Annotated in this window: 18 protein-coding genes, 1 tRNA gene and 1 pseudogene; 11 read left to right on the top strand and 9 right to left on the bottom strand. The window is 44.1% G+C overall.

What is annotated here, in order from left to right; translation table 11 throughout:
- Window position 1: 1 nt before the first annotated feature.
- The 8 genes and pseudogenes from Xbud_RS11615 to Xbud_RS11650 all read left to right on the top strand — a co-directional run bounded on the left by Xbud_RS11615 (window position 2) and on the right by Xbud_RS11650 (window position 6,151).
- Window positions 2-1,201: pseudogene (locus Xbud_RS11615) on the top strand (phage portal protein).
- Window positions 1,198-1,533 (top strand): phage head closure protein, encoded by a 336-nt coding sequence (locus Xbud_RS11620; protein WP_099136213.1) that lies wholly within the window; start codon window positions 1,198-1,200, stop codon window positions 1,531-1,533. Before Xbud_RS11615 ends, Xbud_RS11620 begins: the two are co-directional and overlap by 4 nt.
- Entirely contained in the window at window positions 1,530-1,832 is a 303-nt protein-coding gene (locus tag Xbud_RS11625) for a head-tail connector protein (RefSeq protein WP_099136214.1), read from the top strand. Before Xbud_RS11620 ends, Xbud_RS11625 begins: the two co-directional genes overlap by 4 nt.
- Entirely contained in the window at window positions 1,832-2,257 is a 426-nt protein-coding gene (locus Xbud_RS11630; protein ID WP_099136215.1) for an HNH endonuclease, read from the top strand. Before Xbud_RS11625 ends, Xbud_RS11630 begins: the two co-directional genes overlap by 1 nt.
- A 119-nt stretch (window positions 2,258-2,376) precedes the next feature.
- Entirely contained in the window at window positions 2,377-2,730 is a 354-nt protein-coding gene (locus Xbud_RS11635; protein ID WP_099136216.1) for a phage terminase small subunit P27 family, read from the top strand.
- Entirely contained in the window at window positions 2,727-4,388 is a 1,662-nt protein-coding gene (locus tag Xbud_RS11640) for a terminase large subunit (RefSeq protein WP_099136217.1), read from the top strand. The genes Xbud_RS11635 and Xbud_RS11640 overlap by 4 nt, the downstream gene beginning before the upstream one ends.
- Before the next feature lie 258 nt (window positions 4,389-4,646).
- On the top strand, window positions 4,647-5,327 hold the full coding sequence (locus Xbud_RS11645) for a gp53-like domain-containing protein (RefSeq protein ID WP_211283521.1): 681 nt from the start codon (window positions 4,647-4,649) through the stop codon (window positions 5,325-5,327).
- Between the two features lie 560 nt (window positions 5,328-5,887).
- Entirely contained in the window at window positions 5,888-6,151 is a 264-nt protein-coding gene (locus tag Xbud_RS11650) for a helix-turn-helix domain-containing protein (protein WP_099136219.1), read from the top strand.
- A gap of 261 nt (window positions 6,152-6,412) precedes the next feature.
- Here Xbud_RS11650 and Xbud_RS11655 read toward each other — a convergent pair.
- Window positions 6,413-6,488, bottom strand: a tRNA-Ile gene (locus tag Xbud_RS11655).
- Window positions 6,489-6,806: 318 nt separating this feature from the next.
- Here Xbud_RS11655 and Xbud_RS11660 point away from each other — a divergent pair.
- Window positions 6,807-7,574: a GNAT family N-acetyltransferase gene (locus Xbud_RS11660; RefSeq protein WP_244589926.1), complete on the top strand. Its 768-nt coding sequence runs from the start codon at window positions 6,807-6,809 to the stop codon at window positions 7,572-7,574.
- Window positions 7,575-7,632: 58 nt separating this feature from the next.
- On the opposite strand, the gene rpoD is transcribed toward Xbud_RS11660, so the two are convergent.
- The 3 genes from rpoD to rpsU form a co-directional block, all read right to left on the bottom strand.
- Entirely contained in the window at window positions 7,633-9,477 is a 1,845-nt protein-coding gene (rpoD, locus tag Xbud_RS11665; protein ID WP_099136221.1) for an RNA polymerase sigma factor RpoD, read from the bottom strand.
- Window positions 9,478-9,789: 312 nt separating this feature from the next.
- Window positions 9,790-11,538, bottom strand: coding sequence for a DNA primase (dnaG, locus tag Xbud_RS11670; RefSeq protein WP_099136222.1), 1,749 nt, complete (start codon window positions 11,536-11,538; stop codon window positions 9,790-9,792).
- A gap of 116 nt (window positions 11,539-11,654) precedes the next feature.
- Window positions 11,655-11,870, bottom strand: a complete 216-nt coding sequence (gene rpsU, locus Xbud_RS11675; RefSeq protein ID WP_001144069.1) for a 30S ribosomal protein S21 — start codon at window positions 11,868-11,870, stop codon at window positions 11,655-11,657.
- 363 nt (window positions 11,871-12,233) lie between these two features.
- On the opposite strand from rpsU, the gene tsaD reads away from it, so the two are divergent.
- Complete coding sequence (tsaD, locus tag Xbud_RS11680; protein WP_099136223.1) at window positions 12,234-13,265, top strand: tRNA (adenosine(37)-N6)-threonylcarbamoyltransferase complex transferase subunit TsaD; 1,032 nt, start codon at window positions 12,234-12,236, stop codon at window positions 13,263-13,265.
- 144 nt (window positions 13,266-13,409) lie between these two features.
- On the opposite strand, the gene Xbud_RS11685 is transcribed toward tsaD, so the two are convergent.
- Window positions 13,410-14,126 carry an Ail/Lom family outer membrane beta-barrel protein gene (locus tag Xbud_RS11685; RefSeq protein ID WP_099136224.1) on the bottom strand — a complete coding sequence of 239 codons (717 nt, stop codon included), beginning with the start codon at window positions 14,124-14,126 and terminating at the stop codon, window positions 13,410-13,412.
- A gap of 105 nt (window positions 14,127-14,231) precedes the next feature.
- Entirely contained in the window at window positions 14,232-15,020 is a 789-nt protein-coding gene (locus tag Xbud_RS11690; RefSeq protein WP_099136225.1) for an Ail/Lom family outer membrane beta-barrel protein, read from the bottom strand.
- Between the two features lie 251 nt (window positions 15,021-15,271).
- Between Xbud_RS11690 and Xbud_RS11695 the strand changes: the two genes are divergently transcribed.
- The gene (locus Xbud_RS11695) at window positions 15,272-16,537 is read left to right on the top strand and encodes a hypothetical protein (RefSeq protein ID WP_145956626.1); all 1,266 of its coding nucleotides are present in this window, start codon (window positions 15,272-15,274) and stop codon (window positions 16,535-16,537) included.
- Window positions 16,538-16,540: 3 nt separating this feature from the next.
- Here the strand turns inward: Xbud_RS11695 and Xbud_RS20525 are convergent, their stop codons facing one another.
- From Xbud_RS20525 to Xbud_RS11710, 3 genes are all read right to left on the bottom strand, one after another.
- On the bottom strand, window positions 16,541-16,933 hold the full coding sequence (locus tag Xbud_RS20525) for an RHS repeat-associated core domain-containing protein (RefSeq protein WP_099136227.1): 393 nt from the start codon (window positions 16,931-16,933) through the stop codon (window positions 16,541-16,543).
- 193 nt (window positions 16,934-17,126) lie between these two features.
- On the bottom strand, window positions 17,127-17,552 hold the full coding sequence (locus Xbud_RS11705; RefSeq protein WP_099136228.1) for a hypothetical protein: 426 nt from the start codon (window positions 17,550-17,552) through the stop codon (window positions 17,127-17,129).
- 6 nt (window positions 17,553-17,558) lie between these two features.
- Window positions 17,559-17,852 carry a polymorphic toxin type 37 domain-containing protein gene (locus Xbud_RS11710; protein WP_145956627.1) on the bottom strand — a complete coding sequence of 98 codons (294 nt, stop codon included), beginning with the start codon at window positions 17,850-17,852 and terminating at the stop codon, window positions 17,559-17,561.
- Window positions 17,853-17,936 lie beyond the last annotated feature (84 nt).

The raw sequence follows: 17,936 nt of genomic DNA on the forward strand, positions 1-17,936 counted from the left end.
GATGTGGTCTTTTAAGCGAAGTACCCCAGAACGGCGCAGCATGACGATGGATGAATTTTTTCTCTGGCAGGCATATCTAATACCAAATCCGGCGAGCATGTTTCACCCTCGACCGCCGAGGGTTTGCCTGCGGTGATGAATGCCATTACGGTGATTAGTGAAGCGGTCGCCACTATGCCCTGTTATTTGTATCGGGTTCAGCACCAGCACGGCAAAGAATCCCGCGAATGGTTGAGCGAGCATCCGGTAGATTATTTGCGATTGCCAGACCCCGTTTCAGTTTAAGCGAACCCTGATGCGTCATTGCTTACTGAATGGTAATGCCTATGCTGTGATTGTCTGGGGAAAAGATGGACAGCCACAATCTTTGCATCCTTACCCGTCGTCAGCTGTTGTACCTCAACGGTTATCGGATCATCGATTTGCTTACACCACCACCGAGCCTTATAGCGGCAAGGGCAGAACTTACCTACAGGAAGAAATTTTGCATTTGCGCTATGCCACGGAAGACGGCTTTTTAGGGCGTTCGCCTGTCACTATTTGCCGTGAAACACTGGGTTTGGGACTGGCACAACAACGTCACAGCGCAAGTATTATGAAAGAGGGCATGATGGCGGCGGGCGTGATTAAAGCCGCTGACTGGCTGGATGGCATCAAAGGGAATAAGGCGCTGGAAGCCCTCGAACGTTATAAAGGCGCTCGCAATGCAGGCAAAACGCCCATTCTTGAAGGTGGCATGGAATACCAGCAATTGGGGATGAGCAATCAGGATGCGGAGTGGCTGGCCTCCCGCCGTTTCACCATTGACGATATTGCCCGAATGTTCAATATCAGTCCGATCTTCCTGCAAGAATATTCGAACAGTACCTACAGCAATTTTAGCGAAGCATCACGCGCCTTTCTGACAATCACCATGCGCCCGTGGCTTGCTAATTTCGAACAGCAAATCAAATCCTCCTTACTGATGAACTCACCAACAAAAGGCATTCGCTACCAAGTTGAGTTCGATACCGCCGATCTATTGCGAGCCAATCCGAAAGAACGTTTCCAGAGCTATGAGACGGCGATTAAATCCGGTGTGATGTGCCCGAACGAAGCCCGTGAACGCGAGGGATTATCACCCCGTGCCGGTGGTGATGAATTCAGTCAGGCATGGAAACAAACGGTGGAAATCAAGCAACAACCGGAGGGCAAGGCATGAGGGCAGGCAGATTGCGGCATCGGATAACTATTCGTAAAAATGAAAGTACGCGTGATTCGTTTGGCGGTATCATCAATAACTGGGTGGATGTTGCCACCGTCTGGGCAGAAGTCAAGGCCATTAGCGGGCGGGAGCTGGTGGCATCCGGCGCAGTGTTCTCAGAAGCCACCGTGCGTATCTGGCTGCGTTATCGTGCTGATGTGACCACAGCGAACAACATTACCTATCACGGAGCAAACACCAGAGGGACGGCATTCGACATTATGGCGGTCATCCCCGATGCGAAACACACCCGCCTAGAGCTGCTTTGCAAGGGAGGTATATTCCGATGAGCCAGATTAAAATTTCCTTGAGCGAAATCAAACAACATTGCCGATTGTATGAAAGCGATACCCTTAATGATGCCTTGCTCATGGGCTATGCCGCTGCCGCGCTTGAAGTCTGCCAGCAACATATCGGTAAGCGATTTGGAGATGATCTGGCTTTTACCCCGGCGATTAAAGTTGGTTGCCTGCTGTATATCGGTTTGTTGTATGAGAATCGGGAGATGGCGACTGATGTTGAACTCAAAGAAGTGCCTTTTACTATCAAATCGTTGTGGTCTGTCTATCGTGATGTGGGGATCTACTGATGCCGTGGCAACCGTTAAGACGTTGTGGCTATCCCGGTTGTAAGCAACGGGTAAAGTCCGGTCGCTGTGAGGAACATCGACGGGAACCAAACAGGCAGCGCGGTACACGTACCGAACGTGGCTACAGTAACCGATGGGGACGCTATCGGCTGCAATACCTGAAAGCTAATCCGTTATGTGTCTATTGCTTACAGCAAGGCTGCTACACACCTGCAATCATTGTGGATCACATCATCCCAATACAGGGTGAAGCGGATGTGCTGTTTTGGCCTGCATCCAATCATCAAGCACTATGCCATGCCTGCCATAACCGTAAGACGGTACAGACAGACCCACTCACCAAAGCGAGGCGCAAACAAGGTGCTTATCGGGAGCAGGAGGCAGAAGCAGCACGATTATTTATCACAAGAATAATAACCAAATGAAATAACGGAGTGGGGGTATCAAAAATGACAAACGCCCCTCATAGCGGAACCGCCCCCTCCTCAAATTTTTACGCCCGGCAATTTTTTTGAAAATAAAATCACAAGGAACAGCGAACATTATGGCAAGAGCACCCAAACCGCCTACTTATTTAAATGAGATTGCCGCCAGTCAATGGAAGGCCAAAAGCAAAATCTTAAACGAGCGGGAAGATTTGAACGCCGCCGACTGGAATAACTTAGAGCTGTATTGCGTCAACTATGCCATTTACCGAAAGGCAGTGGCAGATCTTGATATCCGGGGCTTTAGCATTGTGAATAGTCAGGGCAGTGAAAGCCGTAATCCGTCACTGAGCGCCAAAGCCGACGCTGAAAAAATCATGATAAAAATGTCGGCGTTGCTGGGTTTTGACCCTGTATCACGGCGGAAAAATCCGGTAGAAATAGAGGAAGAGGACGAGCTAGACCGACTATGAACGCATGGGAACAGTACGCTTTTGATATCGAAAACGGCACAATTCCGGCCTGTAAACGGGTAAAACAGGCGGTGAAACGTTACTTTAACGACCTGAATAACCCGCTTTATGTGTTTGATTCGGCAGTTGTAGAGCGTTTCATTGCCTTTTCCCGTTACTGTCCACATGTCAAAGGCCATTTGCGGGGTAAACCAATTATGCTGGAGCCGTGGCAGCAGTTCGCCTTTGCTAACCTTCTCGGCTTCAAGGTCAAAGCGACCGAACGCCGAAAATACCGCAGTGCTTATATTCAGGTGCCGCGCAAAAATGCAAAGTCTACCGTTGCCGCGATACTGGCAAACTGGTTTCTGGTGATGGAGTCAGGCCAGCAGGATATTTACACCGCCGCCGTGAGTCGGGATCAGGCACGTATTGTATTCGATGATGCCCGCCAGATGTGCCTGTTATCAAAGCCCCTGAAAAAACGGGTTGTTATCCAGCAACACAAAATAACCTACCCGAAGAGCAACAGTCTGCTAAAACCACTGGCAGCCAAAGCCGCCACGATTGAGGGCACTAACCCCAGTCTGGCGATTATCGATGAATATCATTTGCACCCGGATAACGCCGTTTATTCTGCCCTTGAACTGGGGATGGGGGCACGTCCCGAAGGTATTCTGTTTGCCATTACCACAGCGGGCAGTAACGTGATCTCAGCCTGTAAACAGCACTATGATTATTGTTGCCAGATATTGGATGGCGAAGAACAAAACGAATCGCTGTTTGCCCTGATCTACGAACTGGACGACGAGAACGAGATTGATGATGAGACGCTCTGGATAAAAGCGAACCCAAATCTGGATATCTCAGTAGATAGCACCTCATTACATGACACAATTCAGAAAGCACGGGGCATTCCCTCACAATGGACAGAAATGTTAACCAAGCGCTTTAATATCTGGTGTCAGGGCGAAACGCCGTGGATGGGTGAAGGCGCTTGGAAAGCCTGCCAGACAGATTATGATGAAAACGATCTCAAAGGATTAGAATGTTATGCCGGATTAGATTTATCCTCAACAGGCGATATCACCAGCGTCTGTTACACCTTCCCTGTGGATAACGAACTGTTATTACTCACTCGCCATTACCTGCCCGAAGCCCAGCTACAGAATCCTGCCAATAAGAACCGGGCTGTTTATCGCCAATGGGTACAGGCAGGCTGGATACGCACCACGACAGGCGATTGCATTGATTATGATCGTATCCGTGATGATATTCTCAATGATAGCCAGCACTTTGATATCAAGCTGGTGGGTTTTGATACATGGAACGCCACGCATCTTAGAACACAATTACAGGGTGTAGGGCTGGATGTTGAGCCATTCCCGCAAACCTATGTGCGCTTTAGCCCCGTGGCGAAATCTGCTGAGGTGTTTGTTAACCGCAAAATCATTCGTCACAACGGCGATCCGGTGCTGGCGTGGGCGATGTCTAATGTCGTGATGGAAACGGATGCGAACGCTAATATCAAACCGAATAAAAAGAAATCAGCGAACAAGATAGATCCGGCGATTGCGTTTTTGATGAGTTTTGGCACATGGCAAGTAGAACATGAAAAGTTTGCGTTTAACTTAAGTGAAGAACAGCAGCAGAGACTGGATATCTTTGATGGGGTTTAATAAAATCAAATGATCAGAAGGTGAGATATTTCACCTTTATTTCACTAAATCTTATTAGCCATTAAATAAATTTTATTAATTTATTCTCTATTATATTATGTCATCCTGCCGACAAAACATTCTAACTATCAAATGTTAGTCAAGCCGTACTCTCCAATATTGATGAACCAATTTTATTGATGTTCACCGGCGGAGAAGTCTCCCACCGCCTTCATGTTATTTAGCAATGTGTATTGTTGATTAGATGAGGGAATAAATATGCAAGATAAAAAGCCTGAATCAAAAATCCTAGAAGATAACGTTGTAGTTGTACCAACTCGCGAATATGTGAAGGACGCGATCATAGAACACGCCCAGAGCCGCAATCATCCTTACGCAACTCAGGTAGAACCGGGATTTGTTACACTAAGTAATGAAGCAGATAGTGACAGTGAAATAACCGTCGCAACATCTAAAGCTGTTAAAAAAGCATATGATCTAGCTAATATAGCCAACCAAAACGCCCTCAATAATAACTCAAATCTCTATTTAGAGAAGAAGCAGAACAGGGCAGATATCCCGGATAAAGCGGAGTTTGTAAAGAATCTTGGTTTATCTGAATTAGTTTATAGAGCCGTAGGGAATGGACCAAACCAAGTACCGGATATGAACAGTTTTGATGCGAAACTTAATGAATCTGGGTATCAAATGCTTCCTAGTGGATTAATGATTCAGTGGGGGGTTGTAATCGGTTCAACAAGTACAATAGACGTGCGTAAATTCTCAATTCCATTTAAAAACAAATGCTTTGTTGTAACTGGTAATTATGTTAGAGGTGGTGATTGGGGGCAAGGTATATCTGCTGAAATTAGATCTAAAGAAGAGTTTTTAATTATTGTTCACGACTCGCTGGGAAATTGGTCAGGTTCCCGAGTGCAATATATAGCTATCGGATATTAGTCTTATAGAGATGAATTTTTCTTACCATAATTGAATAAATATCATACTGATTCGTATTGGTGTTTTTTTATAACAGTGTATATCTTCAAATATCACTACTACCGATCACATACCAATCTAGACATGGATGTCTAACCAATATCCTTCGGAATATCATAGGCTCTTCATCTCCAACCGAATAGTAACAGGCCTAAAAAGCTTCCAATGGGCCTGAATACAGAGCAGATATTTATCTTGAGTGAAGAACAGTAGTAGCACCTTAACGCGCTTAATAAGATATAACGCAAAAAGTTAAGCGTTTATACTGATTCGCTTATTGAGTCCGATAAACCAATCAGTTAAAGTAGCCCAGCCATTGGCAAAATCCAATGGTCAAGGATTAGCACCCTTGCAAAGAGCTATCCACTGGTAGGAGGTTTCTACCAGTGTGTCTGCTATCGCCCATTCAATGGCGATTCAGGCAGGGGAGGCTTCGGCCTCGCTGGAAGGTAGCTCCCAGTAGTGCTAACCCTGTCTGAATTGCCACCATCAATGTTCAATTAATGGAAGGGGTAGCAGGAATGATTGATATAAAAAAAGACTGGCATCAAGCCGATATTATTGCTGCATTACGTAAGCGTGGAACAACCCTAGCGGCTGTTTCTCGTGAAGCAGGACTCAGTTCATCTACACTAGCAAATACTCTTAGCCGTCCGTGGCCGAAAGGCGAATGGATAATTGCTAACTATCTCGAAATACATCCCTCAGAAATCTGGCCGAGTCGCTATTTTGATTCGTATGGCCGATTAATTGAGCGTCATGCTCGCAGTAAACCACTGGAATAATTACTCATCAGTTCTTGAGATTCAATCTTAGCCATTTTAGAAATCATGGCGTTTTGCATTTCAAGTGGCGATTAGGGAAGCAGAAAGGCAAACATCGTATATTCAGGAGATGTGATAAATGTCACAGAGAGGAATACGACAACGGCTCATTACCGTAGCTGTATTAATTGGTTATACCTCGCGCTACTGCCAGAAGGTATCCTATGGGTATCCTAGAAAAAACTAAGGGGTCGCACTTTTGATGCAACCCCTTGATAATTCTGGTGGCCCCTGCTGGACTTGAACCAGCGACCAAGCGATTATGAGTCGCCTGCTCTAACCACTGAGCTAAGGGGCCGTTGAAGTGGAGGAATTATACGGTACAGTGTGGCACCAGGTCTAGTCCTCAAAATTCATATGCGCGTTTTATAGACAAAAATCAGTGCTTTTTAACGTATTTAAACTATTTATAGCCACTATAAAATATTTTTTAGAGATACTGATTGCCTTTTTGATAAATTTCTCTGGTTATTTATTGTGTTTTGATTATTATTTGAACACAAAGATATTGTTGGTTATGTTTCGTGTTTTTTTGATTTGAAACCGTTCTTATATTTTCCTGTAAAAATATTTTTGTAATTCAAATATGAGCATATACAACTTATCAGAGGCCGTTTTGGCCCATCGTAAACTGGAAGATTATTTTTTCTCATCTATCAGCCGAATGTATCAACATATCGGTGCTGGAGTTCGAGCTTATGTCACAGGTGTTGAAACTGATGCATTAAATTTTTTGCTGGTGGTAGATGAATATGAACAAACCGCAGAAGAGCTAAAAACAGGGATTCAGTTACTTGATGAGAAAGCGAATGTACCGTTTTTGATTGTTACCGCGGTGCCTGGTAATCAGGTTTTAGCGGTTATCCAGCAGGCTGGGTTTGTGTTTGATCCTGATAGCATAACTACCGTCATGCAGCTCGATTTGATGAATTGGCAGATTGCGGATGAGGGTGTTGAAGGATATGAAATCCGGCGTGTTGACCACTGTTTGACTGATTGGGCTATTCCGGTAGAAAGTGCATTTGAAATAGGTCATTTTATTTCCGGACAGTATCAACAATGTCATCAGGTGGCCTTGAATGCTGGAAAGTATCTGCAACATTATGTTCTGTATATAGATGGTCAGCCAATCTGTGCCTTAACTTTATCAAGGCTGGACAAATATATTCGTCTTGATGATATCAGTACAGTGAGGGAAAAGAAGAGAAGAGGGTGTGCTTCTGCTTTGATTAACTATGTGTTGAAAGAAGCTAAGCTTTATGGTGCGACTACATGTTATCTGGAGGCTTCGCGTGATGGAAATGGCTTATATCGTCGCATCGGTTTTAAACCATTATTTGAATGTCAGGGATTTATTCGTGAAGAGAAAGCTATGCATGAATAATAAAAAAGCGTCTGCCGGAGCAGACGCTTTTCAGGTTTTTCAGCAAGAGATCCCTTGATTAGTCATCAAGGAAGCTGCGCAGTACTTCTGAACGGCTTGGATGACGCAGTTTGCGCAGAGCCTTAGCTTCGATCTGACGAATACGCTCACGGGTTACGTCAAATTGTTTACCAACTTCTTCCAGTGTATGGTCAGTGTTCATGTCGATACCAAAACGCATACGCAGGACTTTCGCTTCACGTGCAGTTAAGCCTGCCAGCACATCATGGGTAGCAGAACGCAGGCTTTCTGAAGTGGCAGAATCCAGCGGCAGCTCCAATGTGATATCTTCAATGAAATCACCGAGATGTGAATCTTCATCATCTCCAACTGGTGTTTCCATGGAAATTGGTTCTTTGGCAATTTTCAGTACCTTGCGGATCTTATCTTCCGGCATCAGCATACGTTCTGCCAGCTCTTCCGGTGACGGTTCACGTCCCATTTCCTGTAGCATCTGACGGGAAATACGATTGAGTTTGTTGATCGTCTCAATCATATGTACAGGAATACGGATGGTACGCGCCTGATCCGCAATAGAGCGGGTAATAGCCTGACGGATCCACCATGTAGCATAAGTTGAGAACTTATAACCACGGCGGTATTCAAATTTATCAACCGCTTTCATCAGGCCGATATTACCTTCCTGGATCAGGTCAAGGAATTGCAGACCGCGGTTGGTGTATTTCTTGGCAATCGAAATAACCAGACGTAAGTTTGCTTCAACCATTTCCTTCTTCGCACGGCGGGCTTTTGCTTCACCGATTGACATGCGACGGTTGATATCTTTGACTTGATCAATAGTTAAGCCGGTTTCTTCTTCAATCTGGCGAAGCTTTTGCAGGCTACGCATTACCTCTTCTTCAACTTCCAGCAGTTTATCAGACCATGGTTTGTTCATCGCTTTTGCAGCAGTAAACCATGTATCATTCGTTTCATTGCCAGAAAACAGAGTGATGAAGTTTTTCTTCGGCATTTTGCTCTGTTCAACACACATCTTCATGATTTGGCGTTCTTGAAGACGTACGCGATCCATCATGGAACGCATGTTGTTAACCAAGTAATCAAACTGTTTTGGTATAAGGCGGAATTGTTTGAATACTTCGGACAGTTTTAAAATTTCCGCTGCAGTATTTGGATGGCTGCGACCGTATTTTTTGATTGTCTGACGGGTAGTTTCATGTTGTTCACGTAGCTCCAGAAATTTCTGGCGAGCCAATTCTGGATCAATGCTGTTATCGTCTTCACTGTCAGTATCATCATCCTGATCGTCATTATCGTCAGAATCATCAAGCTCTTCCTGAGGCAGTTCAGAACCAACGTGAGTAGCTGTCGGTGCAAGATCTTCTTCTGCATTAGGATCAACAAATCCTGTGATTAAATCAGACAAGCGGCTTTCACCTGCTTCAACAAGGTCATACTGCTCCAGCAGGTAGGTAATAGCTTCAGGGTATTCGGCAACGGAGCACTGTACTTGGTTAATGCCATCTTCAATGCGTTTTGCAATGTCAATCTCACCTTCGCGAGTCAGTAGCTCAACTGTACCCATTTCACGCATGTACATGCGAACCGGATCGGTAGTACGACCGATTTCTGACTCGACACTGGATAACACTTGCGCTGCTGCTTCTACAGCATCTTCATCGGTGTCGTTTGTGTTTTCTGCCAACATGAGATCATCGGCATCAGGTGCCTCTTCCATTACCTGGATGCCCATGTCATTGATCATTTGGATGATATCTTCTATCTGATCAGAATCGACGATATCTTCCGGCAGATGGTCATTGACCTCAGCATAGGTCAGATAGCCTTGCTCCTTACCTCGTGTGACAAGTAGCTTTAGCTGTGACTGCGGGTTTTGCTCCATAAGACGGTATCCACACTTCAGAGTATTGGTTGGTGTCGGTCGGCGAAACAAATTATGCCAACAATAACATTTAGGGGCATTTTCGTTATATTGCCACTGCCCTCAATAGCGGCAACTGTAGGGTTATCTCCCTACCTCATTCGGCATTTAAGCCGTAAATTCTGTATCTATGATCCGAAATTTTGATTCAGAGTCTGTTTTATCTGACTGTTTTCAGCAACTCAGTTTCAGAAAATCAGTTTTATTAAACCATGTTACACATATAGATTGGATCAAATCTGTCAGGTAACACAGCCCTAATTGAAACAACATCTATTTTTTGGCTCCGGATTCTGTGATTAACCGGACTTCTTCACGCTCTTCCGGGGTCAATCCTTCTGTTCTCTCTTTAGCAATCAAAAAATTGAAACGTTCATCCAGAGCTGATGCGAAAAGATGATTCAACGCATCACTAAACGTTTTTTCAGCAATTTCTTCTATCTGTATATCGTTCCATGCGGCGAGTTTTTCAAGCTGTTTTGCGTACTTATTGTCGCGGTATTGCTCCAAAAGCTGCCCGGTTGTTAAGCCTGGTTGGGCAAGGCATGTGTCGACAAGCTCTATAAATAACGGTAATCCCGCTATTTGAGCAGAAAACATTCCCTGTAATGAAGGAACTAATGTCGCTAAATGCGGATTTTGTACCAGCAATGCGATAAGTATGCGCATTGTTGTTGGTTTCAGTTTTAGTGCCTGATATGTATTGGTATCTTTTTTGACAAGTTTTGCCAGAGATCGTTCCAATTGTGTCGTATCAGGTATGCCCAGTAGTTTCCCAAGTTCTTTAAGCAGATAGAGCCGCAATGCTTCTCCCGGAACCTGACTAATCAATGGCATAGCAAGTGAATTAAGCTTGGTTGCGCCTTCCGGAGTACTCAAATCAACCTGTGGTAGCAGTGAATCGAACAGAAACCCAGATAAAGTTTGTGCCTTTTCCATTCTCTGTTCGAAAGATTCACGCTTTTCTTTACGGATCAGTGAATCCGGATCTTCACCATCTGGCAAGAACATAAAACGTAATTGCCGGCCGTCATTCAGATAGGGTAGTGCTGTTTCCAGTGTCCTCCATGCAGCATCACGACCTGCACGGTCTCCATCGTAACAACAGATGACGTTATCGGTTGTCCGAAAAAGTAACTGAACGTGCTCGGCTGTTGTGGACGTTCCCAGCGAAGCTACAGCATAATCGATGCCAAACTGAGCCAACGCGACAACATCCATATAACCTTCAACCACCAATAACCTTGAAAGGGAATTGTGGTTTTGCTGTGCTTCATAAAGGCCATATAATTGACGGCCTTTATGGAAAATCTCTGTTTCCGGTGAATTGAGGTATTTGGGAAGTGCATCTCCCAGCACTCTGCCACCAAATGCAATGACACGGCCCCGGCGATCACGGATAGGGAACATAATACGTTCACGGAAACGGTCATAAGTGCGACCGTTGTCATTCGTGACCAGCATTCCGGCGTCGTTTAATTGCTTGCGCTCTTCTGCGTTATGGGCAAACCGTTTCAGGGTATTATCCCACCCCGCCGGAGCGAAGCCGATTGAAAAACGCTGAATGACTTCTTCACTGAGCCCGCGCCTGGCCAGATATTGCCAGGCTGCCTGTCCGTTTGGTATTGTCAGTGAATGTTGATAGAAACTGTTTAGTTTATCCATCAACTGATAAAGATTTTGTCGTTGGTGGCGCTCAATATGGCCGCCGCCAGAACTTGCCTCATAAGGGACTTCCAGCCCGTGCATAGCAGCCAGCTCTTCAATGGATTCGACAAAGTCTAACCTGTCATAATTCATTAAAAAATCAATGGCATTACCATGAGCCCCACAACCGAAGCAATGATAAAACTGTTTATCGCCATTAACAGTAAATGAAGGGGTTTTTTCGTTATGAAAAGGACAACACGCCTGATGGTTTTTACCTTTCTTTTTAAGAGGCACTCTGACATCGATAAGATCAATGATATCGGTTCTGGCTAATAAGTCATTGATAAATGTGCGTGGAATTCGTCCAGCCATAAGCCCTTTTACGCCTGTTGATGAACGAGAATAAGCCGCGCTTTCTCTGGGAAAGCACGGCCTTTAACTGCAGTAGTTTGTCAATATAACCCACTATGCGGATAGACCGCAAAGATTTAGTACAAACGAGTGCGGCGTGCGTTTTCACGAGCCAGCTTTTTAGCGTGGCGCTTAACTGCAGATGCTTTAGCACGTTTACGTTCAGTCGTTGGTTTTTCATAGAATTCACGACGACGAACTTCTGCTAATACGCCTGCTTTTTCGCAAGAACGCTTGAAGCGACGCAGAGCTACGTCAAATGGCTCGTTTTCACGTACTTTAATTACTGGCATGTGCCTCTCACCTCAATAGAAATCGGGTTTTTCGCTGGCGCGATAGTGCCAGCCGTCTTTAAAAATGGTGCGGAATTTTACTTCAATGAACACGGCCTTGTAAAGTGCCGAGGAAAATTGAAACACATAACGCCGCAGATTATAGTTTGTTTTTTGGGACGTAAAACGAACAATCTAATGCTGGCGTTATTAACATTAACCACACAGGATATTCAAGTAGGGGGCTGATTATAGACTAAACAGAAGAAAGAGTCAGCTTGTAAATGGAGACGATTGTAATTGAGTTGATGTGAATAGTGTGGTTGTAAGTAGATAGTGATACACTGGCGTTTGCTTTAATTATAGTGGCGAGTGACAAGTACAATGCGAGTTTTAGGTATAGAAACGTCCTGCGATGAAACCGGAATCGCAATTTATGATGACAAATCCGGTCTGCTAGCCAATCAATTGTACAGTCAGGTAAAACTACATGCTGATTATGGAGGGGTTGTGCCTGAGCTTGCATCCCGTGATCACATTCGTAAAACGGTTCCGCTGATTCAGGCGGCCTTGAAGGAGGCGGGCTTAACCAGTAAAGATATTGACGCTGTTGCTTATACCGCAGGCCCGGGATTAGTAGGGGCATTGATGGTTGGAGCAACTATTGGCCGTTCATTGGCTTTCGCGTGGGATGTACCCGCCATTCCTGTTCATCATATGGAAGGCCATTTATTGGCACCTATGTTGGAAGAAAACAGACCTGAATTTCCTTTTGTCGCATTACTGGTTTCTGGCGGGCATACTCAGCTCATCAGTGTGACTGGTATTGGTGAATATAAATTATTGGGTGAATCCATTGATGATGCCGCAGGTGAAGCTTTCGATAAGACGGCAAAATTATTGGGACTGGATTATCCGGGAGGCCCGGCTCTTTCCCGCATGGCACAGAAAGGTAAGGCAGGTCGTTTTGTTTTCCCCCGCCCAATGACGGATCGTCCGGGACTGGATTTTAGTTTCTCAGGTTTGAAAACTTTCGCAGCCAATACTATTCATAAGCACATTGGTGGTGGTGATGCTGAACAAGATGAACAGACTAAAGCAGACATTGCTTATGCATTTGAAAATGCTGTTGTTGATACGCTGACAATAAAATGCAAACGAGCACTAGAGCAGACTGGTTTTAAACGATTAGTTATGGCGGGAGGGGTTAGTGCAAACCGGGTATTACGCATTAGTATGCAAAATACGATGGAAAAATTGTGTGGTGAAGTGTTTTATGCCCGCCCTGAATTTTGCACTGATAATGGAGCAATGATTGCATTAACAGGGGTGATCCGCTTGAAAAGCGTTACCAAAGGCGCTTTAGGCGTAACTGTTAAAGCTCGCTGGCCATTGTCTGAGCTTCCTCCGTTGTAAAAGTAAATTACATGAAAAAGTGAAGCAGAATGTTCATCAAATGGAAGAAGGAAGGTACTACTCAATATTCAATGGTATTAAATATTTGAGTAGTACCTTCCTTCTGTTCAAATTAATAAATTTAAAACATCGCTATTTTTTTACTTAAAATCTATATCCTATACCAACATTAAATCCATTAATATAGTTGTTTGTCCCCTCACCATATGGAATTGTGTCAGTAAATTTTGACAGTGTACCTTCATAAGCGAGGTAAAGAGTGATATTTTTAACGGGATTAATTTCAATACCAGCACCATAGGCAATATTATTAGTGCGCAGAGAAAATTTAGTATTATGCGTGTTATCAATATATTCATTCATCCCTATCGGATCAAGACCTAGCCACGTTCCCTCGAATCCAGTAGTAGGATTTATATTATTAATATTATCACTCACTCCGAAGGGAGCGCTTATATGATATGTTACATGAGAAATACCAAGTAGACCATAAATGCTCAGATAATCATTTATGCGGTAAGCTGGGCCTGCCATTAGGGAAAAATATTTTGCTCTATATGAATTTTTTGCCTCAAAATATGCAGATCTACCAGGAATAGAATTCCCAAACGAATTATAAAACGGAAAACTCCTGTTACCATGACCCTGCATATAAGTGAATTGACCAATTATGCTGACTGGGGAGTCCCATTCATAGCGATAATGAATGTTAAATCCATTAAGATTAATTTTGTCAGCAGGTTTGGTTATCTTGCCTCTTGCATACCCTGCAGCTATGGTATGTGTATCAGCATTAGCTAATGAACCATAGATAAAGCTGAATAAAGCTAAAGTTGTTAGAAGCGCTTTTTTCGTTACCATGATGAGAGACCTTTCATATTGTTAACTGATCTAATTATAGGTGATTTATAAAATATGAAAAAACTGTTGTTTATTTTATTCACATAGCGATTTATGTTTTTCTAATTAGAACTTATATCCTATACCAATGTTAAATCCGTGTATTAACTTAGTTTTGGCTGATTTTGTGTCATATGGCCCATTTCTGCCGTTAGCAAGGATTTCATATGCAAAGGGGTCAGTTGTCATTTTCTGGTATTTTGTTATGGAGCCTTCATAATTGAAATAAAGGCTGATATTTTTAACGGGATTAACTTCAATACCGGCACCATAGGCAATATTATTTGTCTTTTGAGGAACCCGAATAGACACATGTTTCCCCACCTGATCAACATCGTTGGCAGATATTCCTGGATAGCTTGGTTGTTTATTTTCAGCGCTGACTATATAAGGGCGATTTAGTAAATAACTATCTGTCCATCGCTTTGCATTGAATGAGGTATGTGAAATCCCCAGTAAACCATATATACTCACATAATCGTTTATACGATAGGCCGGTCCCAGCATCAGAGAAAAATATTTTGCATCAGGTTTTTCAGTTACTGGCCCAGAGTATTTCGCAAATAAGTATCTTTTAGGGGGCCCCCCGTCAGTCGACTGTATGGCTCGTGAGTTGTAATCCAGGAAACTTGGTAATGAATCATCTCCTCTCATATAGGTGAATGTTCCAACAATACTGATTGGAGAATCCCATTCATAGCGATAGTAAACATTAGCTCCCTGAAGTTTTGTTACTTTGGCTATCTTACTTTTCGCATATCCTATTCCTATAGTATGTGAATTTGCATTGGCTAATGAACCATATATAAGGCAGGACGTAGCCAACGTCATTAGAAGCGCTTTTCTTGTTACCATGATTATATACCTTTAATGTTTATTAGCTGAACCAAGTATAGATAATTTATAGAATATGTAAGTAAAAATTGCCAATTAAGTTACTAATATTAATGTATTTGTATTTTTTGTTATTTTTTAAATATTGATTATTATTTTTAATAAATTAGGTTGAATAACAATTCGTAGTGCATTCTTTTGATGTTTTTCTTATTTGTACGGATGATCAGGGCAACCTGATAAATGAGGGAGACATCACCGCCGGGCAGGACATGACAATCACGACCCGCGGACACCTCGACAACCAGGGGCGCATACTGGCCGGGCGCCACCTTGAAAGCCAAAGCACATCATTGTATAGCCATCAGGGCAGTACTCTGGCAGCCGGTATGGATAACGCGCTCAGGCTGACCCAACACGGTAACCTGACCCTAAAAACCACAGAGGAAGCCCGGCTTCACGGGCAGAATCTGGCCCATGACCGGTTATCGGTGAACGCAAAAGATCTTTCACTGGCGGGCAGTCAAACGGAGGCCGGCGATCTGACACTGACGTCTGACACGCAGTTACATTTACAGGATGCCCACGTCAGCGCCCGTCAACATCTTACGTTATCGGCGCCGGAACGGATTGATAACACGCGTGGCCGGTTACGGGCTGAAACGCTGACCCTCCGCAGCCAGAAACTGAATAACCATCAGGGTAAAATTACCCAGACCGGGCCGCCGTCTCTCATCCTGGAGCACCCGGCCGGGATTGACAATACGGCCGGGATCATTGAATCCCGCGGGCAGGATTTGACGTTGAAGGCGCAGCGCATTACGAATGATAACGGCAGACTGATCCATGCCGGAACCGGCGTGATGGCCCTTGACACGGCCCACTTTCAGGGCAAAGCCGGTCGCCTGATTTCTGACGGTGAACTGAAACTGGATGGGGGGGATTACCATCTGGTGAAAAGCGAGACGTCGGCACAACATATCACGGCCCATATTCAGTCACTGGATCACCGTTTAGGGAAGATGACCCAACGGGGTGCCGGTGCAATGACGCTGGCTGTTCAGCATGAACTGGATAACGGCAGCGGAATAATTTCCGCCAATGGTACGGTGAAGGTCAATGCGGAGACGCTGAATAACCACACCCTGACGGAAGAACAGCAGAATAATCATCAAGAGAACCCGCAAAAACAGCGGCTGGATAACGGCGAACTGAATCATCAGTCGGGCCAAATCATTGCGGCCGAAGACGGCCAGCTTCAGGTGACGGTAAAAAACCGGCTGAATAACCAGCAAGGCCAGTTAGTCGCCTCAGCCGGCATGACCGTGGTGGCTGACGAGATGGATAACCGACAGGGGCAGATAACGGCGTCGAACGGGGATATCACCCTGACCACCGGGCAGCTAACTAATACTGAAGGGAAAATTGCCGGTCAGCACAACCTGCAACTGACCGCTCAGGCGATTAATAACGAAAGCGGCCAAATCCGGGCGGGCACAACAGCTGAACGATGCGTATCCGGACTTTCAGTCCGTTAATCACTAACCCACCGACTTTAGTCGGTGGTTGTTGAGTCTTTTCTGTTCCGCAATCTCCCTTTGCTGTTTTCCACCAGGAACAGGCGTTGTTATGACTGAATTGCCAGTCGGTAGCTTACCGGAACGTGAATGCTGCTCAAGACGTCCTGGAATATTTGATGACTGGCCGACATATTTTTTACCAGATTGACCAGTAAACTCGTAGATCCCTTTAGCTCCACCAACAATAGGTATGTAATCCAGAACTGTACTTGCAGTCTCCCCCCATTGTCCTGTCGGGTCAACAAGGTTAACGGGGTCGTTGCCGGTATAGGCATAGAGGTTCAGGCCCCCCTCTGTTCCAGCGGAGTCAGTCTGCAAAAAGCGCCCCAGAGCGGGAGAATAATAGCGTGTCAGTTTAGGCCGGACTACGACATACCATACGGTTCTTTTTCATAAGCGATAACATAATCATTTAGAATATATTCCCATTGGAATTAATCGTATAAAAGTATAATCCATATAAAAAAGGCTCGCCGATAAGCGAGCCAATAATTTTTTAAGATTTATTAATCTTATCAAAAAATATAAACTAATTAAATAATAAACTCTATTGATTACTATATTCTAAAGTTAAATGTTCTCTTTTAAACGGGACTGCACTGATATTTCCTTCCAATGATACAATTCTCATCATATCAAAAGGTGGTGCAGTGGTTAGTCCATCCTCTGACGAGGAGAACTCAGAGAAAATATATTTTTTGTTATCAATTGTAACAATGATTCTGTTGTAGCTATTTTTCAACATGTATATTGTTCCTAAGGCATAGGGTTGAATTTCACTATCTTTGCCAAAGAGCCGACGTCCTACCAATAAAGACCAGTTTGCATCCATCCATTCATCGATAAATTCCTGATCATCATCCCAATCATGGTCATAGAGTATTTCATCTATAGCAGGCCAGGAATGATTTAAAAACATTCTAAATCTTGACAGGGTAATAAAAATATCTTCTGAAGATATGTAAGTATTCATATTCTATTAATCCTCCTTATATGGATATTTCTTTTTAGGGAGAGTACTACCCTTAGGCCTATTTACGTCAACATGATTGGGTTCTCTATAGTTTCCCCATTCTTTGGGATCGATATGATATGAACGTTTAGTTTTGGGATTTACATACCCTCCTGTACCTCCCGCTGGATCTTCGCCACGAGGTTTAAACCCTTTTTTTCTAAACATAGCATCAATTTCTTTAGCAGTCTTGTCCTTGAAGGGGTTCCCTAACCCTTTTACAGCCGCCTTCCCGCCTTTTCCAAGTGTTGTGGTCAACAAAAATTGGTCACTGGCTTAGCGTTTTTCCAAAATAATCGTTCTGACTCATTGGGCGTTAACCCATTGTTATACCAGTGAGGACGA

The organism is Xenorhabdus budapestensis (assembly GCF_002632465.1).
In the GTDB taxonomy this organism is placed as follows: domain Bacteria; phylum Pseudomonadota; class Gammaproteobacteria; order Enterobacterales; family Enterobacteriaceae; genus Xenorhabdus; species Xenorhabdus budapestensis.